The following is a 25,955-nucleotide window of genomic DNA, read 5'->3' on the forward strand; positions in this document are numbered from 1 at the left end:
GAATGGTCAGATATCAGGCTAATAACGCAGACAGCAAAAACAATCAATATCATGGACAATACACACACTATGGTCAATGAAGGTCACAAAGTGTTATTTCGTCGCCATCCCAAGCCGACCATCGGTGTTATTCTACCGATGCTAAGTGGCTTCTACATGGGCGAAATCACCAGCACACTTAGAGCCTACGGTGCGGAACACGGAATCAATCTGATATTTCTTCGTGTTGGCCACAATCGCGACTTTGATATTCCCTTTGCTTTTGATCACATCGATGGGCTTATTGTCGTACTGCACGCGTCCGCTAGTGCATTGGTGGAAAAAGCGGTACAGAGAGGAATACCTGTGATCTCTGTGGCGGCCAGTTACTCCCCATTGGCGGTTGAATCTCTATCGAGTGACCAAGCGAGTGGCGTAAGCGCGCTGTACGACCACCTAGTTGGGCTTGGACATGTTGATATAGGGTTTTGTGGCGATCTCTCAGTTAACGACGTTAGAATGCGTTTTAAGGCGTTTCAGAAACGTGCCGAGCGTAATGGTAATGCGATTACGAAACGACACATTCTCAATGTCAGTAATACCGCTTTGCAGGGGGGCAGAGAAGCGTATGAGCGCTATTGGCAAGATAATGATCCATGCAGCGCGGTCATCTGTGCCACCGATCATATTGCTGTCGGCCTGATGGAAAGCTTGTCTGAAAACGGCATTCGCGTTCCCGAACAGGTAGCGATTGTTGGGATTGACAATATTTTCATGGGCGAACGGACGCAGCCAAGATTAACGACAGTGGATCAGCAACTTGAACGCCTCTCCGTTGCCGCCGTAGAGCGATTGATGATGCGTTTATCAGGTGCACCTTTCGCGAGCGATCTTGGCTTGATTGAGCAGTCCATGGTTGTGCGCCAATCTTGCGGTGCGACAAGGCCAAGCCACAATCCACACTTTACTATTCGTAATCAATTGCTCAGTCATTCTGAGCGCTCACCCGCTGAACTGCACGAAACACTCTATTCACAAGGGCAATCCGGGTTCTCTTCCATCGTGAATGCTAGCTGTTTGTTTGATACACCGGTTGCATGGGCAATCAATGGTGCGAAGTCGGGTATCGACAGTTGTGTTGTCGGTTATGCGCACACCGATGGCCGTCACCTCAGTAGCGTTGAACAAGGCATTCACTTTCCGACGGAAACCTTTCCCGTCAGCAGTTTGTACTCACTCCCTGAGTCATTTGTGATGACCTTACTTTGTGTCACCGATAGGCAAGAGGTTCGCACCGAAGTGATGGCGATTGTAGAGCCGATTGAAGGCCAGCCTGATCTTGCGAAACTTTCCAGTTATCACAATTACCTCGATATGCTTGCACTGTTCTTGCAGCGTGATTTGCTGTTGCAGAGTTCGCAAAGCCGAGCGCAGATCTCAAGCGATCTCGCGAATCAATTGCAGGTGGTGAGCCATTCTTCGAACGACGCAATTTGGGATTGGGACTTACTGACTGACAAACTGATATGGAGTAGCCGGTGGAACGATATTCTCAAGTTCGACAACGGTGAACCGAACACGCAAGTGCTGACCAGTCGCGCATTTTTCGATTTGGTGCACAGCGACGATATTGACGATTTAGAGCAGAAATTACTGGCTCAAATCGAGCAAGAAATCCCATTTAAAGTGGAGTTTAGATTGCGACGAACGGATGGTATCTATGTGTGGGTATCCTCTACAGGTAAAGTGATTTGCGACAAGTTTAGTCGTCCAGTTCGATTTCTTGGTGCCATGTCGGACATCACTGAGCAAAAGCACTCTGCAGATAGAATTCGTCAATTAGCCTATCATGACCCGCTGACTGGGCTTGCCAACCGCCGTATGATGACCGATCGCCTTAAGGCGCATATTGCAGAGAAAACAGAGCGTCCATTAGCGCTAATGTTGATGGATCTGAACCGTTTTAAGTTCGTCAATGACACCTATGGCCATGATGTGGGCGATGCCTTGCTATTGCATGTCTCCAAACAGCTCTCAGGAGTTGTGAGACGAAACGATTTGATTGCGAGATTTGGCGGTGATGAGTTTCTATTGATGTGTGATGTAGAGACACCAGCTCAGGCTTTAGAGCTTGCTAGCCGCATTCTGAGAGCGGTAGAGAAGCCGTTTTTCGTCAATGGCAGTGAGTTCAGCACCCAGGGTAGTTTAGGGATAGCGTTTTATCCTTTTGATGCGAATAGCGCGGATGAACTGATTAAAAAGTCCGATATTGCCATGTATCGAGCCAAGCGTTCGAAAAGTCGAAAGGCGGCGCTCTACGACTCGACGCTGGAGCAAGAAAGTCAGCAACTGCTAACCATTGAGCAGAAACTGCGGCGAGTGATTGGCAATGGCGATCTTGATGTATGGTACCAATCTATCTACAGCTCAGAAGGAGTAGGGGCGGTCAGTGTTGAAGCACTCGCGCGCTGGAAAGATGAAGACGGGCAATACATTTCACCGCAGCTTTTTATTGGGGTGGCTGAGGAATCTGGACTTATCGTTAAACTGAGTGAGTTTGTGCTTAAGCGTGTATGTGAGGATCTAGCAAATAAGTTGATCGATGACGGCATAAGTGTATCGATCAATGTGAGTTCGAGCTTACTTTGTCGCCCACATTTTGCGATAGAGTTTGTTCAAACCATTCTGTCCCATGAGTTGTCACCGTCTCAGTTTACCGTGGAGATCACTGAGAGCGTTGCATTGAGTGACTTTGAACAGTGCCTTCGAGCGCTGAACACGCTAAAAACGGCGGGTATTCGTATTTCTCTCGACGATTTTGGTACCGGTTACTCTTCACTCTCTATGTTAAAGCAACTCCCTTTAGATGAAGTTAAGATTGACCGCAGTTTTATTGCCGATTTCGAAACCGATTTAGCGCATAGCGCCCTTGTTGAGTCAGTGATCACCATGTCTCATGCATTTGGCTACGATGTTGTGGCTGAAGGGGTGGAAACCCACGCGCAGTACTTGAAACTCAAGCAGATGAATTGCGATATGTTCCAGGGCTTTTGGTTCGCAAGGCCAGGGCCAATCAGACATGTGGCGCAGCCTTCTTACGCTGATATCTAATCAACCTATCTCGAGTTTATGAAAGCATGATCAAGGTGAATGCCTTGATCATGCTTTCGACTGTTTGATCGTTTTTGGCTGACAGCACCATGCGGCAAATGCTCGGATTCTTGGCAGTACGGTCAGATTCAGTAACAGTGCACATGGCCACGCAACCATAAAACTGCTCGCCCATACGGCAGGCCATTCTGCACTGAAACCCATTTTGTAGCCCGAAATGATGCCTGACATCATTGTCGCCATTGTGAGTGACGACAGTAGTGCGGTTAACCAGAATTGTGTTTTGCTCATATTATGTGTCTTCTATTTGTTGCTTGTGTTTTGATGAGAAAAGTATAAACCTAGTCATTACCTGAAAAAATACGGTTGTTTAGGATTATGGATTCCATATTTGGATACATTGATGACGTTTACTTGTTTTGTAAAGTCGTCGAGGAGGGCTCTGTACTGGCGGCTGCGAATCGCTTGGGACTCCCTCAGTCGACAGTGTCGAGAAGGATTTCCTCGTTAGAACAAAAGCTTGGACTAAGACTGCTTGAGAAGCATGGACGTGAGCTTGCGCCGACAGAGGTAGGCAAAATGGCATTCGACCAACTGAGCAGTGGCGTCGAGCAGATAGAAATCGGGCTAAACAACGTGACGGAGAAAACCGATCTGGTCGCAGGAAGGGTTCGATTAGCGGTACCCCATAGTTTCTACCATTCATTTATTGCACCGATTGTGGAACAGTATTTAAAGACCTACCCCAATGTGCATATTGATCTGGCGTTGAATCACGATCAAAGCAAACCAAAAACCGATCGAGAGCTTTTGATCACGTTTGATACCTCTGACATGGAAGATCTTATTGCCCGTCCACTCTTTACCGCCAAACACGGCTTCTTTGCTAGTGCTTCCTATCTTGATGAGCATGCGCCAATTGAAACAATGGAACAGTTAGAGCAAGCCGATTGGCTCACAATTGATGATGCTAGGCGCATCCAAGTGGTCAACGATGGGAGAGTCGTTGGAGATATTGAGTTGAAACCAAGATTGGTTGTCAATGATATCCAAGCCTTGGTTGATGCTGTCGAGCGCGGGCTTGGAGTGGCGTCATTGCCACTCAAGCACGTGTCGGGAAACATTAATCTCGTTCATGTTGTTCCTGAATACTACCGTAGTGACCGTCAGGCCTTTTTGGTGTACAAAGGCAGACAGTATCAACCTAAAGCCGTAAAAGCCCTGATAGAAGCGATTCTTGCAACCGCTCGTCACATGGACACGGCCGTTAATCCGAATCAAATAAACAAGGAGCCGAAATGAAAGTAAGTTTTATTGGACTGGGCGTTATGGGATACCCAATGGCAGGACACCTAGTGAAAGCAGGCTTTGAGGTGTGTGTATTTAATCGCACGACAGAAAAAGCGCAGCGCTGGGCGAATGAATACGCAGGACAATATGCAGAGTCAGTTGCGGAATGTGTCAAAGATGCGGATGTTGTGGCTGTCTGTGTGGGTAACGATGATGATGTTCGTCAGATGACGACAGCAGAGCAGGGCGCGATCGCATCAATGAAATCGGGTTCGGTGCTCGTTGATCACACTACGACGTCGGCAACCTTGGCTGAAGAATTGGGAGCTGCATGTGAAAGTGCTGGGATTCGTTTTATGGATGCTCCGGTTTCTGGTGGTCAAGCGGGCGCGGAAAATGGTGTGTTGACCATTATGTGTGGCGGTGACGCTCAAACCTTCGATGCCCTTCAACCTCTCTTTGATGCTTATGGCAAGTCTTCGGTACTGATGGGAGATGTGGGTCAAGGTCAGCGTGCAAAAATGGTGAACCAAGTATGTATTGCTGGCGTGCTTACGGGGCTTTCAGAAGGTTTACTACTGGCTCAAAAGAGTGGCTTAGACATTCCTTCGTTGGTGGATTGCTTGAAAAATGGTGCAGCAGGCTCCTGGCAGATGGAAAATCGTGCCAAAACCATGGACAAAGACCAATATGATTTTGGCTTTGCCATCGACTGGATGATCAAGGATTTAGGTTTCTGTCTGGATGAAGCTCAAAAGCAGGGTATAGAGTTGCCATTGACTCTGCAATCTATCGAGCGTTATCGCGCCTTGTCAGAGTCAGGCGAAGGGCGCTCTGACACGTCGGTATTGTTTAAAGCGGTGCGTGCAGACGCGCACAAATAACCTTTACAGTGTAAATAGCGTGAGCGGGATGTTGAGAGGCTGTGACTTGTCGACTCATCAATCGATGCGACAATTGTCACAGCGCTTTTTGCCTGTTAGCCAGCCCGACACCGTGTAGCGGTGACGGGCAAATTTCAAGTAACACCAGTCACATATTGGTTTTAACAGTGGCCAGCGTGTAAAAGCGTAATAGTGTCCTCGGCCGACAAGACGCCATGCTTGATACGTGACGTCTAACCCTTCCAAAAGTACCCCGTTCTCGTCATAGGCATGCAATCTCTCAGAGGCAGATTTTGGGTCAATGTCTGGGTAGCGTTCAAAGGTCTCAGAGAAAATGTCGACCAACTGAATAACATTATCCGTGTCATGCTTCTTCAGAGCGGTCATCTCTTTCACGCAAAGTGGACAGTGACCATCATAAAACAGGATGAGTGATGTCGGCATAGAACCTCAATGATTAACTACTGGAATTAGTATCGATATTTAATACTTGCTTCCAGTTGTAATCGATCTCTTGATACGTGGCGATACACTTATCTTTTTGCTCATCAAGATAGTCTTTTTCAATCTCATCGAGCAGGTTGGCGTGGTTGTCAGGATCGCTACCATAAACTAAGCACAAGGTACTGAAATAGCGCTGCAAGTCGAAACTGTGCTCGCCAATGTATTCGTAAAAATCATAGTAGTCGGGTCTATCTTCAGACTCAAACGCGAACATGTCTGCGGCACTGATGGTGGCATCGGCACCTTGCTCAACGTAATTCAGCATGATGACCGCAGCAAAATTATCAACGGCATCTTCTTCTTTGCCTAAAATAGGAATGCCTTGATCGGCGATGTAAGCATGCCCGGCTTCATGAAGTAGAGTGTGGAGTAGAGTGTCGATGGCATCTTGTTGCGCAGGTTTACCAAATCGATTTTGATAGTCATTTTTGGTGAAGTAATTGAGAGAATCGGTGTAAAACGCGTACGGCATGTGCACAGTATGCGTTGATGGATCATAGAGGGGACCGTCTTCGCCGCCATATTGGATGGTCAGCGCTTGATTGAATGAGAAGTAGTCGTTGGACAGTTCGACTAGCAACTCATTTGCACCGCTTTCTTTGATTGCCTGCTGCGCGGTTTTGTCAGTGGAAGATTGTGGTTGTTGGTAATTAATAGCGACTTCAGCATACGCCATGTGGGTAAGAAGTAATCCAGTTGCGAGAGCAATTCTTTTCACAGTAGTCCCTTATTGTTTGTATTATTTGTCAAATTAGTCGATCTTGCGAGATTGTGTTACCATCCGGCCTTAACCAGTGTAGTTATTCTTTTGGCCTAAAGCATCTCTCGGTGTCTCAAAGGCTTCAATACACCCATCGCGAGTCGTTTGGGTTGTCATTATGTCGACGCTTCCTCGGCACTCAAAAAGTTATGGATATAGAAACAAGGTCGTGTGGTGATTTTGCAGAGATCGCCAGCTATCCTATTTTTACTACACTACAATATCGAATCGAAACCTCATTAAGGAAGATGAGCGATACAGCAAAAAAAGAGGTCATATGAACAACACCATCTCTGTTGGCACGTTAGAATCTTTTTTGATCGCAATCAGCGTTCTTTTTCTTGGTCACATCATCAACAGTAAGCTACCTGCGCTTCGCAAGTACAATATTCCAGAGCCCATTGTCGGTGGCTTGATCGTCGCCATCATTATTACTGTGTTGCACTTCAACAATATCAATTTAGAGTTCTCTCTTCCGTTACAGAAAACCTTTATGTTGATGTTCTTCGCAACCGTGGGGTTAGCAGCTAATTACACTCAGTTGATGAAAGGCGGTGCCAAAGTCTTTGTGTTCCTGGCGATCGCCTCTATTTACATCATTATACAAAACAGTGTCGGTGTTGGCCTTGCCACTATGCTTGGTCTTGAACCTTTGATGGGGTTAATTGCCGGATCTATCACTCTTTCTGGTGGTCACGGCACCGGCGCCGCTTGGTCTACGACGTTCACTGAAACTTACGGCATTGCGAATACCCTAGAAATTGCCATGGCTTCAGCTACTTTTGGTCTCATCATTGGCGGTATTATTGGCAGTCCAGTTGCACAGCGCTTGATAGACAAAAATGATTTTGAGTCAGAATACGGTCGTGGCAATGATACCCACGAACGTTTTCCTGAGCTTGTTACTTACAACGAAAATGAACGTGATCGAGTAACTGCTAAAAAAGTGGTTGAGGTTCTGTTTATTCTGCTTATCTGTGTCACAGGCGCTAAGTATCTACACGAGTGGGTCAACACCTTTGAAATCTCATGGCTGATGATCCCCGACTTTGTTTACGCTCTATTTATTGGTGTGTTCATTACTAACGTTTGCGAAGTGACAAAAAGCTATAAAGTGGATGCAGAGACGGTGGATATCCTCGGTACGGTTTCCCTATCTCTATTCCTAGCGATGGCTCTGATGAGCTTGCAGTTGTGGAATATCTTTGACTTGGCGATCCCATTCTTAATTATCCTTGGTGTTCAATCTGTCGTTCTGGCTATTTTCGCTTACTACGTTACCTTCCGTGTAATGGGTAAAAACTACGATGGTGCTGTGATTGCGGGTGGACATTGTGGTTTCGGCTTAGGTGCGACGCCAACGGCTGTCATGAATATGGGCTCAATTGTTAACCGCTTCGTCCCATCTCCTCAAGCTTTTATGGTGGTGCCTATTGTTGGTGCGTTCTTTATCGACATCGTTAATCTAGTCATACTTCAAGGGTTCATTGCTGTGATTGGCTAACTCTCTGCTGAACATAGAAAAGTAATAAAAAGTCTCGCTTTTGCGAGACTTTTTTCGTTTTTGAGACAACAGCGATTTAGTTTGGCAGAAAGTTTCATTTTTTTGGCTACTCTGGTATCTAAATGTAAGTACAAAGTAAATTTAATCTGGCAACGCCGCATTCGAACAATAAAGTCAAGATAGATAACGCGCAGACCAGAAGCAGTTGGCTTGGAACCTATGATCGAACGCCCGGGCGCAAGCGGGTGATTCAAGGAGCAGAACATGAGTACGATTTCGTTAGCATCTTTAGTACAGGTATCGGGAACTTTGATTGTCGATGCGCAGGGTAATCTCACGGTATTACCAGAAGGGACTGCTCCGCGTCCTGGGGATGTAGTTATCGATATTTTGGATAACGTTGAGGTGGGTGAAGAACTCAACATAAAACTGGTTCAACCGGACGGTGAGGGACAAACCGTTAATGTCGGTGATGTCGACGCCGAGGCAATTATTGCGCAAATTGAACAAGGCGAAGATCCAACTCAAAATGAAGAAGAAGCACCAGCCGCTGGTGAAGAAGGCGGTTCGAGTCCTATTGCGATTGGCTCTATTTCCCGCGCAGGGGCACAGACTCTAGCGGCAACGAACTTCGATACGTCGGGGCTTCAAGCTCAAGGTCTCACCGAAACCCAGTCTCTGACTTTACTTGATGCGCTTGGATTCGTGCCTCCTGTCGTAACCGCAGTGACTATGGCTTCTGATCGGCCTGGAGTTGATGAGGGGACCAACTTCGACTTCAACGTCAGCCTTTCTGAAGCCCCTCCTCTTGCCATAAACATTATTATCCAGCTTCCGGAATCTTTAGATGTTGATCTAGAGAGCATCTCTTTTAGTGAAGGAGTGACTATATCTGGAGGGGTTTTAAACGTTCCTGCTGGTGTTGTTACTTTTAATATCGTTATTCCAACTGTCGATGATGATATTGTTGAAGCGACCGAAAACTACACATTTTTTGTTGGTGGTATCGAGGCTTCTGGGGAGATTTATGACAACGACAAGCCAGCAGTTCTCTCTGTCGTTCCTGAGGGTGGAGAAAATGGTGTTGTAGAAGGTGGAAACCTCGTATTTACTGTCACGCTATCAGAAGAAACGCTTACTGAAGTTCAATACGCACTCAACTTGCCAGAATCGACGGATGTCGATCTCACCACCATTTCATTCACGGTCGGTGTCACCCTAGTCGATGGAAATTTAAATGTTCCGATTGGTGTAACGACATTTGATATCATTTTACCTACCGTTGACGATCAGTTGGTTGAGCCTACTGAAACGTATGTTTTTGATGTTGAGGGTGTAAGCTCAACGGGTACCATTCTGGATAATGACAAGCCGTCGGTTCAATCTGTCGAAGTGGCTGGCGATGACGATTCAGTCGTCGAGGGCGAAAACCTAGTGTTCAACGTGACACTTTCAGAGCCGACGCTATCGCCAGTTGAGTATCCGCTCTCGCTCCCGCTATCTCTTGATGTAGATACTGCAGATATCAGCTTTACCAACGGTGTTACGCTGGTTGATGGTATGGTTAACGTTCCGGTTGGTGTGACTACTTTCGACATTATTTTGCCGACAGTGGACGACAACCTTGTTGAACCCACTGAAACCTACACATTGAATCTTGATGGAGTTGAGTCGACCGGCAGTATTGTTGATAACGATAAACCTTCAGTGACATCGATTGATGTCGCCGGAGATACCGATTCCGTTGTTGAGGGTGAGAACCTTATCTTTAGTGTGACGCTCTCAGAAGAGACCTTGTCACCTGTCGAATATCCACTGACTCTTCCTGATTCCGATGATGTAAACACGTCGGACATTAGCTTCACCAACGATGTAACGTTGGTTGATGGCATGCTTAATGTTCCTGTGGGAGTGACTACCTTTGATATTATTCTCCCAACGGTGGATGACCAACTTGTTGAGCCAACAGAAACCTACACGTTAAATGTCGATGGTGTGGAGTCTACTGGCAGCATTTTCGATAACGATAAACCATCGGTGACCTTGATTGATGTGGCGGGTGAGGATGATTCGGTAGTGGAAGGCAGCAACCTTGTCTTCAGCGTAACCTTATCTGAGCAAACACAATCACCTGTGCAATACCCTTTAACACTGCCTGCTTCCCCCGATGTTGATACAACAAACATCAGTTTTAGCAATGGCGTAACTTTGACTGACGGAATGCTCAATGTCCCTGCCGGTATTACGACCTTCAATATCGTTGTGCCAACAGTGGATGATGAGCTTGTTGAGCCTACAGAAACGTACACCCTATCTGTTGATGGTATTGATTCTACAGGTACTATCCTAGATAACGATAAGCCATCAATCAGCTCGATTGATGTTGCTGGTGGTGATGATTCTGTCGTTGAGGGCAACGATTTAGTTTTTAATGTCACGCTTTCAGAGCAAACCTTGTCACCTGTAAAGTATCCGTTGTCACTGCCTGTTTCTGAAGACGTAGACACGTCCAACATTAGTTTCACCAACGGTGTGACATTAGTGGATGGTATGGTCAATGTGCCGATCGGTGTGACAACGTTTGATATCGTGTTACCAACGGTGGATGACGACATTGTTGAGGCAACTGAAACATATACATTATCGCTAGATAGTGTCGATGCTACAGGCTCTATCCTAGATAACGACAAGGCAACGGTAACGTCAGTTGCTATTTCAGATGACACTGTGGAAGAAGGTGGAAATCTGATTTTCAACGTGACGTTATCAGAACAGACGCTTTCTCCAGTTGAGTATCCACTGACCTTACCAGCATCAGATGATATCAACACTGCGGGTATCACATTCACCAATGATGTCACGTTGGTCGGGGGGATGATTAACGTACCAATCGGTGTCACAACATTCGATATTATCTTACCGACAGTGGACGATGAGATTGTAGAGGCGACAGAGTTTTACGATCTTCAAGTTGATGGTGTTAGCTCAACCGGTACGATCTTAGATAATGACAAGCCAACCATCACATCTATTGATGTTTCTGGTGAGGATGATTCCGTTGTAGAAGGCAATAATCTTGTCTTCAGTGTGGTGCTTTCTGAAGAGACGCAATCGGCGGTCAACTATCAACTTGACTTGCCATTGTCTCCAGATGTCATTACCTCTGACGTGAGTTTTTCTAACGACGTAACGCTTGTGGACGGCGTTCTCAATGTGCCTGCTGGTGTTACTCAGTTTGATATTGTGCTGCCAACCGTAGATGATGAACTTGTTGAGCCAACTGAAACCTATACCCTGTCAGTCGATGATGTCCAAGCAACGGGCAGTATTCTAGATAACGATAAGCCGTCTATCACTTCGATTGAAGTCGCTGGTGACGATGACTCTGTCATTGAGGGCAACGATTTAGTTTTTAATGTCACGTTATCAGAGCAAACCTTATCACCAGTGGAATACCCACTTACCTTACCTGCATCCCCTGATGTCGACATTGCCAACATCAGTTTTACCAATGGCGTAACGCTTGCCAATGGTATGCTTACCGTACCTGTTGGCGTAACAACGTTTGATATTGTCCTGCCGACTGAAGACGACACCATCGTCGAGCCGACCGAAACTTACATGTTAACGTTAGATGGCGTGGAGTCGACAGGTACTATCCTCGATAATGATAAACCTTCGATCGAGTCTATTGATGTTGCTGGTGATGATGATTCAGTCGTAGAGGGCAATGATCTCGTCTTTAATGTGACGTTATCAGAGCAGACGCTATCACCCGTTGAGTATCCACTTACGTTACCGGCCTCCCTTGATGTCGACATTTCGGGCATTAGCTTCTCCAATGGCGTAACTTTGGTCGATGGCATGCTCAATGTGCCTATCGGCGTGACGACCTTTAATATCGCTTTGCCAACCGTAGACGATACCCTAGTTGAGCCAACAGAGACGTACACCCTTACCATAGACGGCGTAGACTCGATGGGCAGCATTCTAGACAACGACAAACCGTTTGTCACTTCTGTTGAGGTAACGAACGAAGATGACTCGGTTACCGAAGGTGAGAGTCTGGTGTTCAGCGTAACGCTGTCTGAAGCCACTCAATCGCCTGTTGAATACCCACTAGCCTTGCCTGAATCGGTTGATGTTGACTTAGCGAACATCAGCTTCACCAACAACGTGACCCTCGTTGGTAGCAACCTTAATGTGCCTGTTGGCGTGACGACGTTCGACATTATTTTGCCAACGGTGGATGATGAGCTTGTCGAGCCGACCGAGACGTACACCTTGTCGGTCGATGGCGTAGAGTCGACCGGCAGCATTGTTGATAACGATAAACCTTCAGTGATATCGATTGATGTCGGCGGTGATAGTGATTCCGTTGTTGAGGGTGAGAATCTTATCTTTAGTGTGACGCTCTCTGAAGCGACCTTGTCACCTGTCGAATACCCACTGACGCTGCCTGATTCCGATGATGTAAACACGTCAAGTATTAGCTTTACCAATGGTGTGACGCTAGTTGATGGCAAGATCAATGTCCCTGTGGGCGTGACCACCTTTGACATTATCCTCCCAACAGTGGACGACCAGTTTGTTGAACCAACAGAAAGCTATACGTTAAATGTCGATGGTGTGGAGTCCACTGGCAATATTCTCGATAATGATAAACCATCGGTGACCTTGATTGATGTGGCGGGTGAGGATGATTCGGTTACCGAAGGGGATAGTCTGGTGTTCAGCGTAACGCTGTCAGAAGCCACTCAATCGCCCGTTGAATACCCTCTAAGCTTGCCAGATTCTCTTGATGTGGACACAAGCAACGTCAGCTTCAGTAACAATGTGACCTTGGTTGGCGGCAGCCTTAATGTGCCCGTTGGCGTGACGACGTTCGACATTATTTTGCCAACCGTGGATGATGAGTTTGTTGAGCCTACAGAAACGTACACCCTATCTGTTGATGGTATTGATTCTACAGGTACTATCCTAGATAACGATAAGCCGTCTATCACTTCGATTGAAGTCGCTGGTGACGATGACTCTGTCATTGAGGGCAACGATTTAGTTTTTAATGTCACGTTATCAGAGCAAACCTTATCACCAGTGGAATACCCACTTACCTTACCTGCATCCCCTGATGTCGACATTGCCAACATCAGTTTTACCAATGGCGTAACGCTTGCCAATGGTATGCTTACCGTACCTGTTGGCATAACAACGTTTGATATTGTCCTGCCGACTGAAGACGACACCATCGTCGAGCCGACCGAAACTTACATGTTAACGTTAGATGGCGTGGAGTCGACAGGTACTATCCTCGATAATGATAAACCTTCGATCGAGTCTATTGATGTTGCTGGTGATGATGATTCAGTCGTAGAGGGCAATGATCTCGTCTTTAATGTGACGTTATCAGAGCAGACGCTATCACCCGTTGAGTATCCACTTACGCTACCGGCCTCCCTTGATGTCGACATTTCGGGCATTAGCTTCTCCAATGGCGTAACTTTGGTCGATGGCATGCTCAATGTGCCTATCGGCGTGACGACCTTTAATATCGTTTTGCCAACCGTAGACGATACCCTAGTTGAGCCAACAGAGACGTACACCCTTACCATAGACGGCGTAGACTCGATGGGCAGCATTCTAGACAATGACAAACCGTTTGTCACTTCTGTTGAGGTAACGAACGAAGATGACTCGGTTACCGAAGGTGAGAGTCTGGTGTTCAGCGTAACGCTGTCTGAAGCCACTCAATCGCCTGTTGAATATCCTCTGAGCTTGCCAGATTCCGATGATGTAAACACGTCAAGTATTAGCTTTACCAATGGTGTGACGCTAGTTGATGGCAAGATCAATGTCCCTGTGGGCGTGACCACCTTTGACATTATCCTCCCAACGGTGGACGACCAGTTTGTTGAACCAACAGAAAGCTATACGTTAAATGTCGATGGTGTGGAGTCCACTGGCAATATTCTCGATAATGATAAACCATCGGTGACCTTGATTGATGTGGCGGGTGAGGATGATTCGGTAGTGGAAGGCAGCAACCTTGTCTTCAGCGTAACCTTATCTGAGCAAACACAATCACCCGTGCAGTACCCTTTAACACTGCCTGCTTCTCCCGATGTCGATACAACAAACATCAGTTTTAGCAATGGTGTGAGTTTGACCGACGGAATGCTCAATGTCCCTGCCGGTATTACGACCTTCGATATCATTGTGCCAACAGTGGATGATGAGCTTGTTGAGCCTACAGAAACGTACACCCTATCTGTTGATGGTATTGATTCTACAGGTACTATCCTAGATAACGATAAGCCGTCTATCACTTCGATTGAAGTCGCTGGTGACGATGACTCTGTCATTGAGGGCAACGATTTAGTTTTTAATGTCACGTTATCAGAGCAAACCTTATCACCAGTGGAATACCCACTTACCTTACCTGCATCCCCTGATGTCGACATTGCCAACATCAGTTTTACCAATGGCGTAACGCTTGCCAATGGTATGCTTACCGTACCTGTTGGCATAACAACGTTTGATATTGTCCTGCCGACTGAAGACGACACCATCGTCGAGCCGACCGAAACTTACATGTTAACGTTAGATGGCGTGGAGTCGACAGGTACTATCCTCGATAATGATAAACCTTCGATCGAGTCTATTGATGTTGCTGGTGATGATGATTCAGTCGTAGAGGGCAATGATCTCGTCTTTAATGTGACGTTATCAGAGCAGACGCTATCACCCGTTGAGTATCCACTTACGCTACCGGCCTCCCTTGATGTCGACATTTCGGGCATTAGCTTCTCCAATGGCGTAACTTTGGTCGATGGCATGCTCAATGTGCCTATCGGCGTGACGACCTTTAATATCGTTTTGCCAACCGTAGACGATACCCTAGTTGAGCCAACAGAGACGTACACCCTTACCATAGACGGCGTAGACTCGATGGGCAGCATTCTAGACAACGACAAACCTTCGATCACCTCTATTGAGGTCGCAGGTGATGATGACTCGGTCGTAGAAGGCAATGATCTCGTCTTCAATATAACACTTTCCGAGCAAACTCTGTCCCCAGTGGAGTATCCACTTAACTTACCGATATCGCCAGATGTCGACACAGCGAACATCAGCTTCACTAATGATGTCACTTTGGTGGACGGCGTGTTGAATGTGCCCGTTGGCGTGACCACTTTCGACATCGTACTCCCTACCGTAGATGATGCGCTTGTTGAGCCCGTTGAGACCTACACACTGACTTTAGATGGAGTGAGTGCCACAGGTAGCATCATCGATAACGATAATACCGATCCGATTGCCGAAAATGACCCTGAAGGTCTAGATCGAACAATAGGCACGGTCGGCTCTGAGAAGCCTGGTTGGACATTTGATACCAATGACTCAGATGACCTAATTGATAGCGTTACTGCCTCTTACGATGGCTCTGACACCGGCTATCAGGTATATGGCAGCGACAAATTGGGGATCGACGGCACGTCCACCGGTGGCCCTAACGAGCAAATCCAGTATAACCGCAATGAAGGAAAGTCAGAGAAGCTAACTATTGATCTCAAAGCTCCAGCGGTCGGTGGCTCATTCTCCGTTACGAACTTGTACGCGGATGAAGGGGGAACGGATAACCACGAGCAAGGTAAATGGAGCGCCTATTTGGGTGATACATTGATTGCTTCCGATTACTTTTCAAATGAAGAAGGCAATGCTGGGATTTTCAATATCGATACCGGCGGTTTTGCCTTTGATCGAATTGAATTTGAAGCCGTTGAGTTCACGGATGGTGCAGCAAGAGGGAATGATTCTTCAGACTATTTCTTGCAGGGTGTTTCGTTCGATGGCGCTGACGCCTATGTATTTGCCCAGGGACAAGAAGTTCGTATCCCACTAAGTGAAATCCTTGCTAACGATAGCGATCCCGATGGCCATAGCTTTAGCGTGACGTCCATTTTTGGTGAAAGTTTAGGTGATGCCTACATTGACGGGAATGATGTCGTGTTTGAATTGCCTGATGAGTTTATCGGTAATGCTCAGTTCCAGTACCAAATCACTGATGAGCGGGGCGGTACTGATACCGCAACGGTTAGCGTGTTAATTAACCCGGCACCAGTAGCTGTGGATATTATTGCCTTTGAGGCTGACAATAACGATGTCACGGAAGGGGACAGCTTCATTTATAACGTGACTCTCGATGGCACCACCAGCGTTAAAACCTTTTTTGATATTGCGTTCGGTGCCGGTTCCGACTCAGCTTCGGCAAATGATATTGATTTAAGTAGCTTAGACTTTAGCGATGAAGTGACATACAACGCGGTAACTGGTGAACTAGAAATCCCTGCGGGAGTCTCTTCGTTTTCTATCGAATTACCAACCGTTGATGATAACCGCTTCGAGAACACAGAAGACTTCACCTTAACGATTGGTGGGCAGTCTCTCGCAGGTAACATCCTTGATAACGATGACGTGACACTCACGCTTACCGGTGGTGGTGAAGTAAGTGAAGACGCAGGTTCTGTCGAGTATGTTTTAGGCCTAAGTAATCCATCGGACGTTCCGCTTACAGTCACTCTTGAGCGCATTGATGACACGACCGACAGTGGTGACTTTACCACTACGACGGCGAGCTATAACAATGGCAGCGAGGATGTCACACTCGATATCGTCAATAATCAAATCGTGATTCCTGCTGGCGTTACCGCAGTGGATATCAATGTCGGCATTGTTGATGACGACGTGTATGAGCAAGATGAAGACTTTAGCCTCAAAGTCACGGAGCCTGCTGGCCTAACTACCAATGGTGAGACTGGAATCACCGTCGGCGCAACCATTTCTGATGATGGCGAAATTGATGGTGAGTCAGACGGTGACAATGACAATCTCGCTCCAGTCATTGATCTCGATGATAGTGAAGCGGGTACAGGCTACTTAGCGACGTTTACCGAAGGTGATGACCCCATCATGGTGGTGGATAGCGATATTGTCATTGATGATGATATTGACGTTATTACCAAAGCGGAAATCAAGCTCACCAACCCACAAGCGAGTGACAGCTTACAAGTTGTTGGCTCGCTACCAACAGGTTTGGATGTCACTAGAGTGACCATAGCGGGGGCATTGGTACTCACTATTTCAGGTGAGGGTTCCTCGGCTGACTATGAAGCCGCGCTACAATTGCTGCAGTTCGATAACGACAGTGAAGATCCAAATTCAGTTGATCGCAATATTGAGATCACTGTGTTTGATGATCAAGGCTTGGCATCTAATGTTGCCACATCCACGATCAATGTTGTTCCTGTCAACGATCCACCGGAGTCAGAAGACTTCAGCTTCTCTGTTGATGGCAACGATCCAGTCTCTGTTGTGTTCGATACAGGTACAGGAACTATTGAAGGCGAGGGTAGTGACCATATTTCTGACATCGAAGATGATGCGGATGGTAAACAAGTAAAAGTGACAATTACGGAGCTTCCGGTCGGCGGGACACTGTTCTACAACGGTGTTGCTATCAACCAATCTAATGTCGAGAACGGTGATGCCTTCGACCCAACACATATCACTTATCAACCTGATTCGAATGCTCAAGGCTTTGTGTTGGGTACTAAGGTGATACCAACCGATAGCGACTTAGAGAGCACGAGAGACGAGTTCTATAACTGGGGTGATAAGGTTGACGGTAAGAACCGCGTACTAGAGTTAGAGAATGGTGATTCGATTACCATTAGCTCGGACAAAGGCAATTTGACTCAGTACCGTGGTGATGTGCAAGCCAATCATGTAGGGCATGGTTTGGGTATTGGCGGTGGTCACGGCATCAATGAAGGTGAAACGCTTACAATAGATTTTACTCAGCGTCCTGCCACTCATGTTGAGCTTGGGCTTGACGGTATGGGGGGGTATTTCTTAAGTGGACTTGGTGGTGACAATGAATCTTCGGTCACGGTAGAAGTTATGCTGAGCGATGGTAAGGCCATCGATTACATTCCAAATGTACAGAAATTTACCTCAGGTAACGATGAGCTGTTCCACGTATTGAACTTCTCAGTCGATGACCTAGTCGGTGCTAGTGAAGGCGTATTGATTACAGGTGTGAGTTTAGGTACGTACGGCGCGGGCAACTGGGAGCTTCGCTATCTCGATACCGCACTGAATGATAGCTTCAAGTACACAGCGGTGGACAGTGATCAAGGTGAGAGCGCAGTCTCAGTTGTGACCATCATCGATGAGCGTGACAACAATGCGCCACCAACGCTTGATCTTGATTTGAGCGCGGTGGGTACCGGCTTTGATGCCATATTTACTGAGGGTGATGAGCCTTTAACTATTGTTGATACCGACATTACGATTTTCGATGAAAACAACGTGATTTCGTCAGCGGAGCTTATTTTCACAAACCCACAAACGGGCGATGTGTTTGGGCTAAACGCAACGGACAATCCTCTGCTAAGTGGCATTATGTATACCACTGAAACGTTAGAGTCTGGTGCGATAAAAATTACCCTTACCGGTGATGCCTCCGCCGAGGATTATGAGGCAGCGATTAGTCTGGTTCAGTTCGAAAACACCAGTCAGTCGCCATCGCAAGATGATCGAATTATTGAGATTACGACGTTTGATGATGCAAGTGAGCCATCCAATACGGCAGTTTCGACCATCTCGGTGACCGGTGTTGCTGATGTAACTGTTGCGGCAGCAAGTGGCTTTGAAGATAGCAAAATTGACCTCGATATTAGCCTACCAGCCGGCAGCGCTGCGGAGTCGATTGTCATCTCCAACATTCCTACTGGTGCAAAAATCTTCGATGGTAATTCCGAGCTCACAGTGACAGATAACTCGGTGTCTGTCACTCCATTGATGCTTGATACGTTAACAGTGCAACCACCAGAAGACAGCGATGTTGACTTTACACTGCTGGTGACAGGTCTTGATGCCTTAAACCAAGAGGTTGAAGCTCACGACCTAGAGGTTGTCGTTAAACCGGTGACGGATACTCCTATTTTGCAAGTGTCCGGTGATGAAATCGTTGCTTCAATAGACTTTGAGAACGTCACGCTTAATCGTTCATGGCGTGGTGATGTGACAGAGACTGAGCTCAGCTCGAATGGCTCTGTAGGCACTTGGGGCACCAATAATCCAGGCGGCATCGTCGAAGTGAGCCAAGAGGGCGTTTATCTTGGCGGCAATGCGCAAGATCGAGATAACCAGCTATTTGAAATAGAAGGTCGACGTGGCAAAGATGACTCGTTGTTTACTGAGTTTGACGGCAAAGGCGGTCAATTCTACGAGCTTAATTTTGACGTAGCAGCGCGACGCGTTAACGACTCACCACTCAAAGTGTTCCTAGTAGACGAAGAGGACAACCGTACAGAGCTGTTTGAGTTCGATGATTCCGTAAATCGAGACTGGAATGATGTTCAAGAGTTCTTCCAAGTACCGAAAGACGGCACTTATCGTATTGAGTTCGAATCTGAGCAAGACGATAGCTACGGCGCACTTTTGGATAACATCGTATTGTCAGCGCGCAGCAACGTAGGTTATGAAGATACCTATATCGATATCAGCGATATTGTTGCCAACCTTACTGATACGGATGGTTCAGAAAGCTTAACCCTGCTGATTCAAGGTCTGCCACAAGGTGCGATTGTCACTAACGGTACGCAAACATCGATTGCTGGTGCCAATGGCAAGGTCGATATTTCAGATTGGAGTAATCTGGATGACCTGCAGATTCAAGTGGCTGACAAAGGTACCTATCCGCTGACGATTACTGCAACTGCTTCCGAGGGAGATACCACGTTCTCTCCTGCCGATAAGTCAGAGTCTGAACTCATTGATCTTATCGTGCTTGAAGCTCCTACCTCAGTGGAGCCAAATACGCCACCACTTGTGACGGATTTTGAGTTCTTTGCCCCTGATGACACCATTCCTCTTAACTTTGCGGATTTTGTTACCGATGCAGAGGACGATGTGAGTAATGATAAGGACAGCTTGGTAGAGATTGTCGGCGAGCCAGAGTTTGGTCAGCTTTACTTCTTATCAGGTACAGGCGAGCGTTTTGATTTAGATGTCGGAGACCTCGTTGAGGACACCACCAATATCTATTATGACCTAGAGGTTGGTTTTGATGTGTCGGCTCTTGGCTATAACCATCAAGGACAAGATCCATTTGGTAACGGCGTTGAAGTGACGGGGGGTACCTATACTGGCGATAAACCGCACATTGGTGTTGAAATGGAAGAGATCGCCTTCGATGGTGCTGGCGCGGCTAAACAATCAGGCTTCTTTACCAAGCGGGACGATGAGAACGGGCAGGGTAAAGAGACAGAAGCTAAGCAGAACGAGTTTATGTCTATTCGATTTACAGCGGGTATGATGACTCGAGCCTTGGTTGGTGTTGGCAGCTTAACTGGACAGTTCAGTGCAGCTGCGAATGGTAACGGTGCAGCTCAGATATTCGTTTATCTCTATGCGGGCGGTACCTTGCTTGATGAAACGCCGATTGTAATGGACAACAGTACCATCGTTGATCATCAGGCGGTCATCGAGGTCACATCGACTCTTCCTTTTGATGAAATGCGAATCATGCCTTACAACGCTGAAGGTCAAGATGCTGGCTTTGTCCTACAGAGCTTAACCGTCACTGATGGCGAAGTTGCCGATGCGTTCGATTATCGTGCGGTGGATTCTAATGGGCTGCAAAGCGATGATACAGCAACGGTTAATGTCAATATCGTACCAAACGGTAATGTAGCCGATGTGGAAGAAGTGGATTATGCTGTGCAGGGTGGCAGCGGAGTGACTGTTATTCACGGCACGGATGGCGACGATGTGCTTGAAGGTGGTTTGGGCAATGATGTCCTCACTGGTGGTCTAGGTAACGATACCTTTAAATGGGGAGCCGATGACCTCGATGGCAGTTATGATGTCGTCACTGACTTCTCTCAAGTCGATGGAAACCGAGATATTCTGGACTTAACGGATGTGTTTGAAGGTAGCGGTGAAACTCTTGATGACTTGTTAGATAATAACAACATCACAGTGACGAATACGGCAGATGAAACTGGCACTCTGGTTAACATCAATAAAGATGGTAAGAGCGTAACCATTGAGCTTGAAGGTGTGACTGGAATATCGTCATTGAGTGTTCCTGAACTAAGCCAGATTATTATTGTTCTCGATACGTAGTAACGCTGCGGTAAGCGGCTACCAAAAAATCAAGGCAAAAACCTAGTGTCGACGGGATGATTTGTGTTTACAAATCATCCCGTTTTTATCTAGTCAATGAAGTTCGCAGAACGCTTTTGTACAGCAAAGTCTTCAACATTACCCAGTGTTGTCTCAGCGATATTTTCGAGTGCGTCAGTGGTTAAAAACGCTTGGTGACCTGTGAACAGCACATTGTGACACGCCGATAGGCGACGAAAGACATCATCAACAATTACATCGTTGGATTTATCTTGGAAAAACAGCTCCTTCTCACTCTCGTACACATCTAAGCCTAGAGCGCCTATACGACCCTGCTTGAGCGCTTCTATTGCAGCCGATGCGTCGAGTAGTTCTCCTCGACTGGTGTTAATAATCATCACGCCATCTTTCATCTTACCGAAAGCAGTAGCATCGAGAAGGTGATAGTTTTCAGGCTGCATAGGGCAGTGCAGAGAAATCACATCCGATTTACTGATCAGTTCATCGAGCTCGCAGTATGTAGCTCCGAGTTCTGTCACTGCCTCATTTGGGTACGGGTCATAACAAAGCACGTTCATTCCTAGCCCTCGAAGGATACGAATGGTTGCAATGCCTATCTTGCCAGTGCCGATAATGCCTGCAGTTCGCCCGTGAAAGTTGAATCCAACCAGGCCTTCCAATGAAAAGTTCGCGTCTCTAGTGCGCTGAAACGCCTTATGGAAACGGCGGTTTAGCGTCATCATCATGCCGACAGCGTGCTCAGCAATGGCTTCGGGAGAATAAGCCGGAACGCGCGCCACTTGAATGTTCAGCTCCTTCGCTGCTTCTAGGTCAACGTTGTTGAATCCAGCACAGCGCATGGCAATCATCTGAATGCCTCGATGTGCGAGCTGCTCTAGAACTGGTCTTGATAGATCATCATTCACAAAAGCACAGACGACGTCGTGTCCTTTCGCCATCTTTGCCGTCTTTTCATTGAGTCCAAAGCTATAGAACTGATAGTGCAATGTTCTTGACCCTTTCGCGCTTTCAAAGGCAACTTCGTCGTAAGATTTGGCGCTAAAAAATACAATACTGGTCATTATTATTCCTCACTCTTGGGCTGACGATAGTGTAGTTGAGCGTGTCTGTTAGCAAAGTATCACACCCTTAATACGTAGATAAACCGAGCACCTGTGTGGGTATATAACGTGAGGTGATGAATTTTAATTTTATGTGTCGTCCACTCCGTTATTCAATGTCATCAAATGGCAATTAATAAGTGCTCAGTCGACTAAAATAGATGACCAAGCATTCACCTAAAAGAGCGTTATCTATGACCCGAAAGACTTTTTCATTAAGCCCATTATTACTAGGTCTATTTTTTGTCCTATCGGCGAATGCGGCTAACTTTGAAGGCCCAGACTCCGTTGAGAATACGATTGCTCAGCAAACGGAGCAAAAGAAAGACTGGCGCAATCAGTTAGCGGATAAGGGTTTTACCTTTGGTGCGGACTATTTTGCTCTGGGGCTAAAATCGCCCAATGGTGTTGATGGCGCTAACGTGAATGCAGTTTCAGGCGTTGCCAGATTTTACGGTTCGTGGAATCTACTTGGCCATGGCACAGACAATGTGGGCAGCCTAGTGTGGAAGGTTGAACACCGATACCGATCCGAAGAGTTTCGCGTGGCTTGGGCAAGATCAAGTAGGCTACGCGGGTATGATTGCGCCAGCATTCAGTGACCAAGGTTTTCGCGTCACGGATCTAAACTGGAAGCAGAAAATCAGTGATGGCCGAGGCTCCATTATTGTCGGTTGGCAAGACGTGACCAACTATGTTGATGTTTATGCCTTAGCAAGTCCTTGGTCTGGTTTTACGAATCTCGCATTTTCAACCGGCGCGGGCGCGATGGGGTTACCCGATGATGGTGCGTTGGCAATCTCTGCGGGTCATATGTTGGGTGACAACTTTTACATTGTCGGTGGTATTGCCGATGCGAAAGGTAAATCAGAGGACATTTTTGATGGTTTCGACACGGCATTTGGCGGTGACGGGGCTTACTTTAAAACCTTAGAAATAGGCTGGACTGCTTCTCAAGAGCAAATTTATACGGATAACTTGCATCTGACCTTTTGGCATATGGATGCTGGCTCTCGTCATAGCTTGTCATCGACAGTATTGGAAGATGGTACGGTCATCGGCGGCGAATCAGGACAAGGTGTGAACTTCTCTTGGAGTCAATTTGTTACTCCGCAAATTATGCCATTTGTTCGTGGTGGTATTTCTGAGGGGGATGTTGCCTTGTATGACCGCTCGTTATCAGTCGGCATGGGTTACTTTGGTTTAGGCCAGCCGACCAATAATTTGGGCTTTGCCATTAACTGGTCACAAACCAATGAAGATACATTGCAAACGTTCTTAAATGCAGGTGAAAGGCAAGTTGCTGCAGAGCTTTACTACAACATGCAGTGGGGTGATCACGTTCAAATTACACCTGATATCCAATACATCAAAGACCCTGCGTTTTCGAGTGAAAGTCATGCCTGGGTGTTTGGCATCCGCGCCCGTATCTTTATCTAGTGTTAGTATAAAAAAATCCCGCTCAAATCGAGCGGGTTTTTTATGGGTTTAGCTTGCGGCTTTGACTTTGCCTTGTCTCAAATCGCTGAGTACCTGAGCTTTTGGACCATCCGCTATGATGGTGCCTTTCTCCATGACAATGACTCGATCAACCACATCTAACATGGACGTTTTGTGGGTAATCAGCAGCAGTGTTTCCGACTCTTTGAGCTGCTTGAGCTGGGTTTTAATGTGCAGCTCTGAGCGGTTATCCATAGAGCTGGTGGGCTCGTCCATAATCAAAATCGGAGGGCGAGCTAAGAATGCTCTGGCAATCGCGACTGCTTGTCTTTGACCACCAGAGAGGAGCAAGCCACCTTCACCTACTTGTCTTTCAAGACCGGCAGGATCTTGTTGAGTGAAGACGGTCACCCCAGCTCGGTTTGCTGCGTCCATAACGTCGCGATCATCGACCAGTGGTCGCCCTAGCGTAATGTTGTCGCGAATAGAGCCGTAAAATAGAGCGCAGTCTTGTGGTACACAGCCAATATTGCGTCTTACGTCCACGTGGTGAAGCTGAGCAATGTCGGTTTCATCAATCCTGACATGACCTTCAGTTGGTTGGTAAAGACCTATTATGAGCCGCTCAAGCGTGGTCTTCCCTGAACCAATACGACCGATGATAGCCACTTTTTCTCCGGGCTCTATCGTTAGGCTTAAATCCCGAATCGACGCCATGGGTGAATCTGGGTAGTGGAAGGTGACGCGATCCAGTTCGATTTTGCCGTGAATGATAGGGCGGTGAATGTAGCGCTTGCCTTCTTCTTGCTCGTCGGGCATCGCCATGACCTGTTCGATAATGGTCATTGACGATTTGGCTTGGTTGTAGCGTGTTGATAGCAGCGAAAGCTGCACTAATGGACCGATTGCACGGCTACTCAACATAGTAGCGGCAATGAGTCCACCCATGGTCAGCTCACCTTCTGCAATTAAGTAAACGCCGAGAATGATCATGCCTATGTTGGAGGATTGCTGCACAAAGCCAGCGGTATTTTGAATACCATCAGTGATACGTTTGCTTTTAATATTCCAGTTTGCCATGTGAGCGACCGCTTCTTCCCAGCGGTACTGATATTGGCTTTGGGCGCCAAATATTTTCACAGTTTCTAGTCCTGCTAAGCTCTCGATTAAGTTAGCGTATTTTTGCGAAGCAAGACGCGACCCTTCGTCGATAGTTTTGCGCAGCGGCCCTTGGATGAGTAGCGAATAAATAATGAGAATCACAACCCCGACAATAGGGATGATCACCAAGTTACCTGCCATTAGCCAAATGATAACTAAGAACAGCAGCGCAAACGGTAGATCAATCAGGGAAGCTATGGTTGCTGAGGTGAAAAACTCGCGAATCGATTCAAACTCTTGCAAGTGACGCGCAAACGCTCCGACCGACGGTGGACGCGACTCCATTCGGATGCCCATCACCTTGCTAAACAGCTTAGATGAAATAAGAATGTCTGACTTTTTACCTGCTACGTCAATAAAGTAACTGCGCATGAGTTTGAGCAGTAAATCAAAGCCGAAGACGATAAAAATACCCGCAGCCAGTACCCAGAGGGTTTCAAAGGCAAGATTTGGCACCACTTTGTCGTATACCAAACGAGTGAACAGCGGCGCGGCAATGGCGAAGATATTGATAAGTAGCGAGGCAATCAACACATCGCGGTAGATGCGTTTTGATTCCCATAAGGTGCCCCAAAACCAGTGGCCATCTCGGGTCTTAAGTACTTCAGGAGAGCGCTCGTCGTAGCGAAACTGCTTTTTAACCAAGAAGTAACGCCCCGAATACTGGGCAATAAGATCGTCTAGGGCAATGGAGATGGGCACCATGCCAGACTCAAGTGTAATGATTTCCGCTTCATTTTTTTCTTGATCGATACTGTTCAGCACGCACGCATCGCCGCCTTTGAGAAGCAGAATTACAGGAAAAACGATGGTTGGAATAGCATCCAGATCCGCCCGGTTTTCTTTGGCGACCAAACCCGCACGCTCGGCTGAGCGTGGTAGTAAGAATGGAGTCAGTTTGCCTGAAGATAGGGGCAGGCCATTAACCAACGCCTCAGGGGAGTTGGCTAAGCCGTAATATCGACTGATGTAGATGAGCGAATTGAGTAACGGATCCTTCATGGATT

10 protein-coding genes and 1 pseudogene are annotated in these 25,955 nt (G+C 46.9%); 6 read left to right on the forward strand and 5 right to left on the reverse strand.

The window, feature by feature from the left end:
• The first annotated feature begins 51 nt into the window (after nucleotides 1–51).
• Nucleotides 52–3,090: an EAL domain-containing protein gene (locus tag PG915_RS19390; protein ID WP_353500038.1), complete on the forward strand. Its 3,039-nt coding sequence runs from the start codon at nucleotides 52–54 to the stop codon at nucleotides 3,088–3,090.
• Between the two features lie 48 nt (nucleotides 3,091–3,138).
• Here PG915_RS19390 and PG915_RS19395 read toward each other — a convergent pair whose 3' ends face one another.
• Nucleotides 3,139–3,381, reverse strand: a complete 243-nt coding sequence (locus PG915_RS19395) for a DUF2798 domain-containing protein (RefSeq protein ID WP_042499975.1) — start codon at nucleotides 3,379–3,381, stop codon at nucleotides 3,139–3,141.
• Between the two features lie 87 nt (nucleotides 3,382–3,468).
• On the opposite strand from PG915_RS19395, the gene PG915_RS19400 reads away from it, so the two are divergent.
• Complete coding sequence (locus tag PG915_RS19400) at nucleotides 3,469–4,392, forward strand: LysR family transcriptional regulator (protein ID WP_353500039.1); 924 nt, start codon at nucleotides 3,469–3,471, stop codon at nucleotides 4,390–4,392.
• Nucleotides 4,389–5,264: an NAD(P)-dependent oxidoreductase gene (locus tag PG915_RS19405; RefSeq protein WP_353500040.1), complete on the forward strand. Its 876-nt coding sequence runs from the start codon at nucleotides 4,389–4,391 to the stop codon at nucleotides 5,262–5,264. Before PG915_RS19400 ends, PG915_RS19405 begins: the two co-directional genes overlap by 4 nt.
• A 57-nt stretch (nucleotides 5,265–5,321) precedes the next feature.
• Here PG915_RS19405 and PG915_RS19410 read toward each other — a convergent pair whose 3' ends face one another.
• Together PG915_RS19410 and PG915_RS19415 are read right to left on the reverse strand one after the other, a co-directional pair.
• On the reverse strand, nucleotides 5,322–5,708 hold the full coding sequence (locus PG915_RS19410; protein ID WP_353500041.1) for a thiol-disulfide oxidoreductase DCC family protein: 387 nt from the start codon (nucleotides 5,706–5,708) through the stop codon (nucleotides 5,322–5,324).
• A 13-nt stretch (nucleotides 5,709–5,721) separates the two neighbouring features.
• Nucleotides 5,722–6,444 carry a DUF4344 domain-containing metallopeptidase gene (locus PG915_RS19415; protein ID WP_353500170.1) on the reverse strand — a complete coding sequence of 241 codons (723 nt, stop codon included), beginning with the start codon at nucleotides 6,442–6,444 and terminating at the stop codon, nucleotides 5,722–5,724.
• Between the two features lie 361 nt (nucleotides 6,445–6,805).
• On the opposite strand from PG915_RS19415, the gene gltS reads away from it, so the two are divergent.
• Together gltS and PG915_RS19425 are read left to right on the forward strand one after the other, a co-directional pair.
• Nucleotides 6,806–8,032: a sodium/glutamate symporter gene (gene gltS, locus PG915_RS19420; protein WP_353500042.1), complete on the forward strand. Its 1,227-nt coding sequence runs from the start codon at nucleotides 6,806–6,808 to the stop codon at nucleotides 8,030–8,032.
• A 264-nt stretch (nucleotides 8,033–8,296) separates the two neighbouring features.
• A complete protein-coding gene (locus PG915_RS19425) occupies nucleotides 8,297–21,226 on the forward strand; it encodes an Ig-like domain-containing protein (RefSeq protein WP_353500043.1) in 12,930 nt (4,309 codons plus the stop codon).
• An 89-nt stretch (nucleotides 21,227–21,315) separates the two neighbouring features.
• Here PG915_RS19425 and PG915_RS19430 read toward each other — a convergent pair whose 3' ends face one another.
• Complete coding sequence (locus PG915_RS19430) at nucleotides 21,316–22,308, reverse strand: 2-hydroxyacid dehydrogenase (RefSeq protein ID WP_353500044.1); 993 nt, start codon at nucleotides 22,306–22,308, stop codon at nucleotides 21,316–21,318.
• 233 nt (nucleotides 22,309–22,541) lie between these two features.
• On the opposite strand from PG915_RS19430, the pseudogene PG915_RS19435 reads away from it, so the two are divergent.
• A pseudogene (locus PG915_RS19435) lies at nucleotides 22,542–23,787 on the forward strand (carbohydrate porin).
• Between the two features lie 48 nt (nucleotides 23,788–23,835).
• Here the strand turns inward: PG915_RS19435 and PG915_RS19440 are convergent.
• On the reverse strand, nucleotides 23,836–25,950 hold the full coding sequence (locus PG915_RS19440) for a type I secretion system permease/ATPase (protein ID WP_353500045.1): 2,115 nt from the start codon (nucleotides 25,948–25,950) through the stop codon (nucleotides 23,836–23,838).
• Between the last annotated feature and the right edge of the window lie 5 nt (nucleotides 25,951–25,955).

Source organism: Vibrio sp. CB1-14 (assembly GCF_040412085.2).
In the GTDB taxonomy this organism is placed as follows: Bacteria; Pseudomonadota; Gammaproteobacteria; order Enterobacterales; family Vibrionaceae; genus Vibrio; species Vibrio chaetopteri.

Bases quoted from the DNA above. Each gene is read 5' to 3' on its own strand.
- PG915_RS19390 (WP_353500038.1), top strand. From the start codon at position 52: ATGGACAATACACACACTATGGTCAATGAAGGTCACAAAGTGTTATTT.
- PG915_RS19395 (WP_042499975.1), bottom strand. From the start codon at position 3,381: ATGAGCAAAACACAATTCTGGTTAACCGCACTACTGTCGTCACTCACA.
- PG915_RS19400 (WP_353500039.1), top strand. From the start codon at position 3,469: ATGGATTCCATATTTGGATACATTGATGACGTTTACTTGTTTTGTAAA.
- PG915_RS19405 (WP_353500040.1), top strand. From the start codon at position 4,389: ATGAAAGTAAGTTTTATTGGACTGGGCGTTATGGGATACCCAATGGCA.
- PG915_RS19410 (WP_353500041.1), bottom strand. From the start codon at position 5,708: ATGCCGACATCACTCATCCTGTTTTATGATGGTCACTGTCCACTTTGC.
- PG915_RS19415 (WP_353500170.1), bottom strand. From the start codon at position 6,444: ATGGCGTATGCTGAAGTCGCTATTAATTACCAACAACCACAATCTTCC.
- gltS (WP_353500042.1), top strand. From the start codon at position 6,806: ATGAACAACACCATCTCTGTTGGCACGTTAGAATCTTTTTTGATCGCA.
- PG915_RS19425 (WP_353500043.1), top strand. From the start codon at position 8,297: ATGAGTACGATTTCGTTAGCATCTTTAGTACAGGTATCGGGAACTTTG.
- PG915_RS19430 (WP_353500044.1), bottom strand. From the start codon at position 22,308: ATGACCAGTATTGTATTTTTTAGCGCCAAATCTTACGACGAAGTTGCC.
- PG915_RS19440 (WP_353500045.1), bottom strand. From the start codon at position 25,950: ATGAAGGATCCGTTACTCAATTCGCTCATCTACATCAGTCGATATTAC.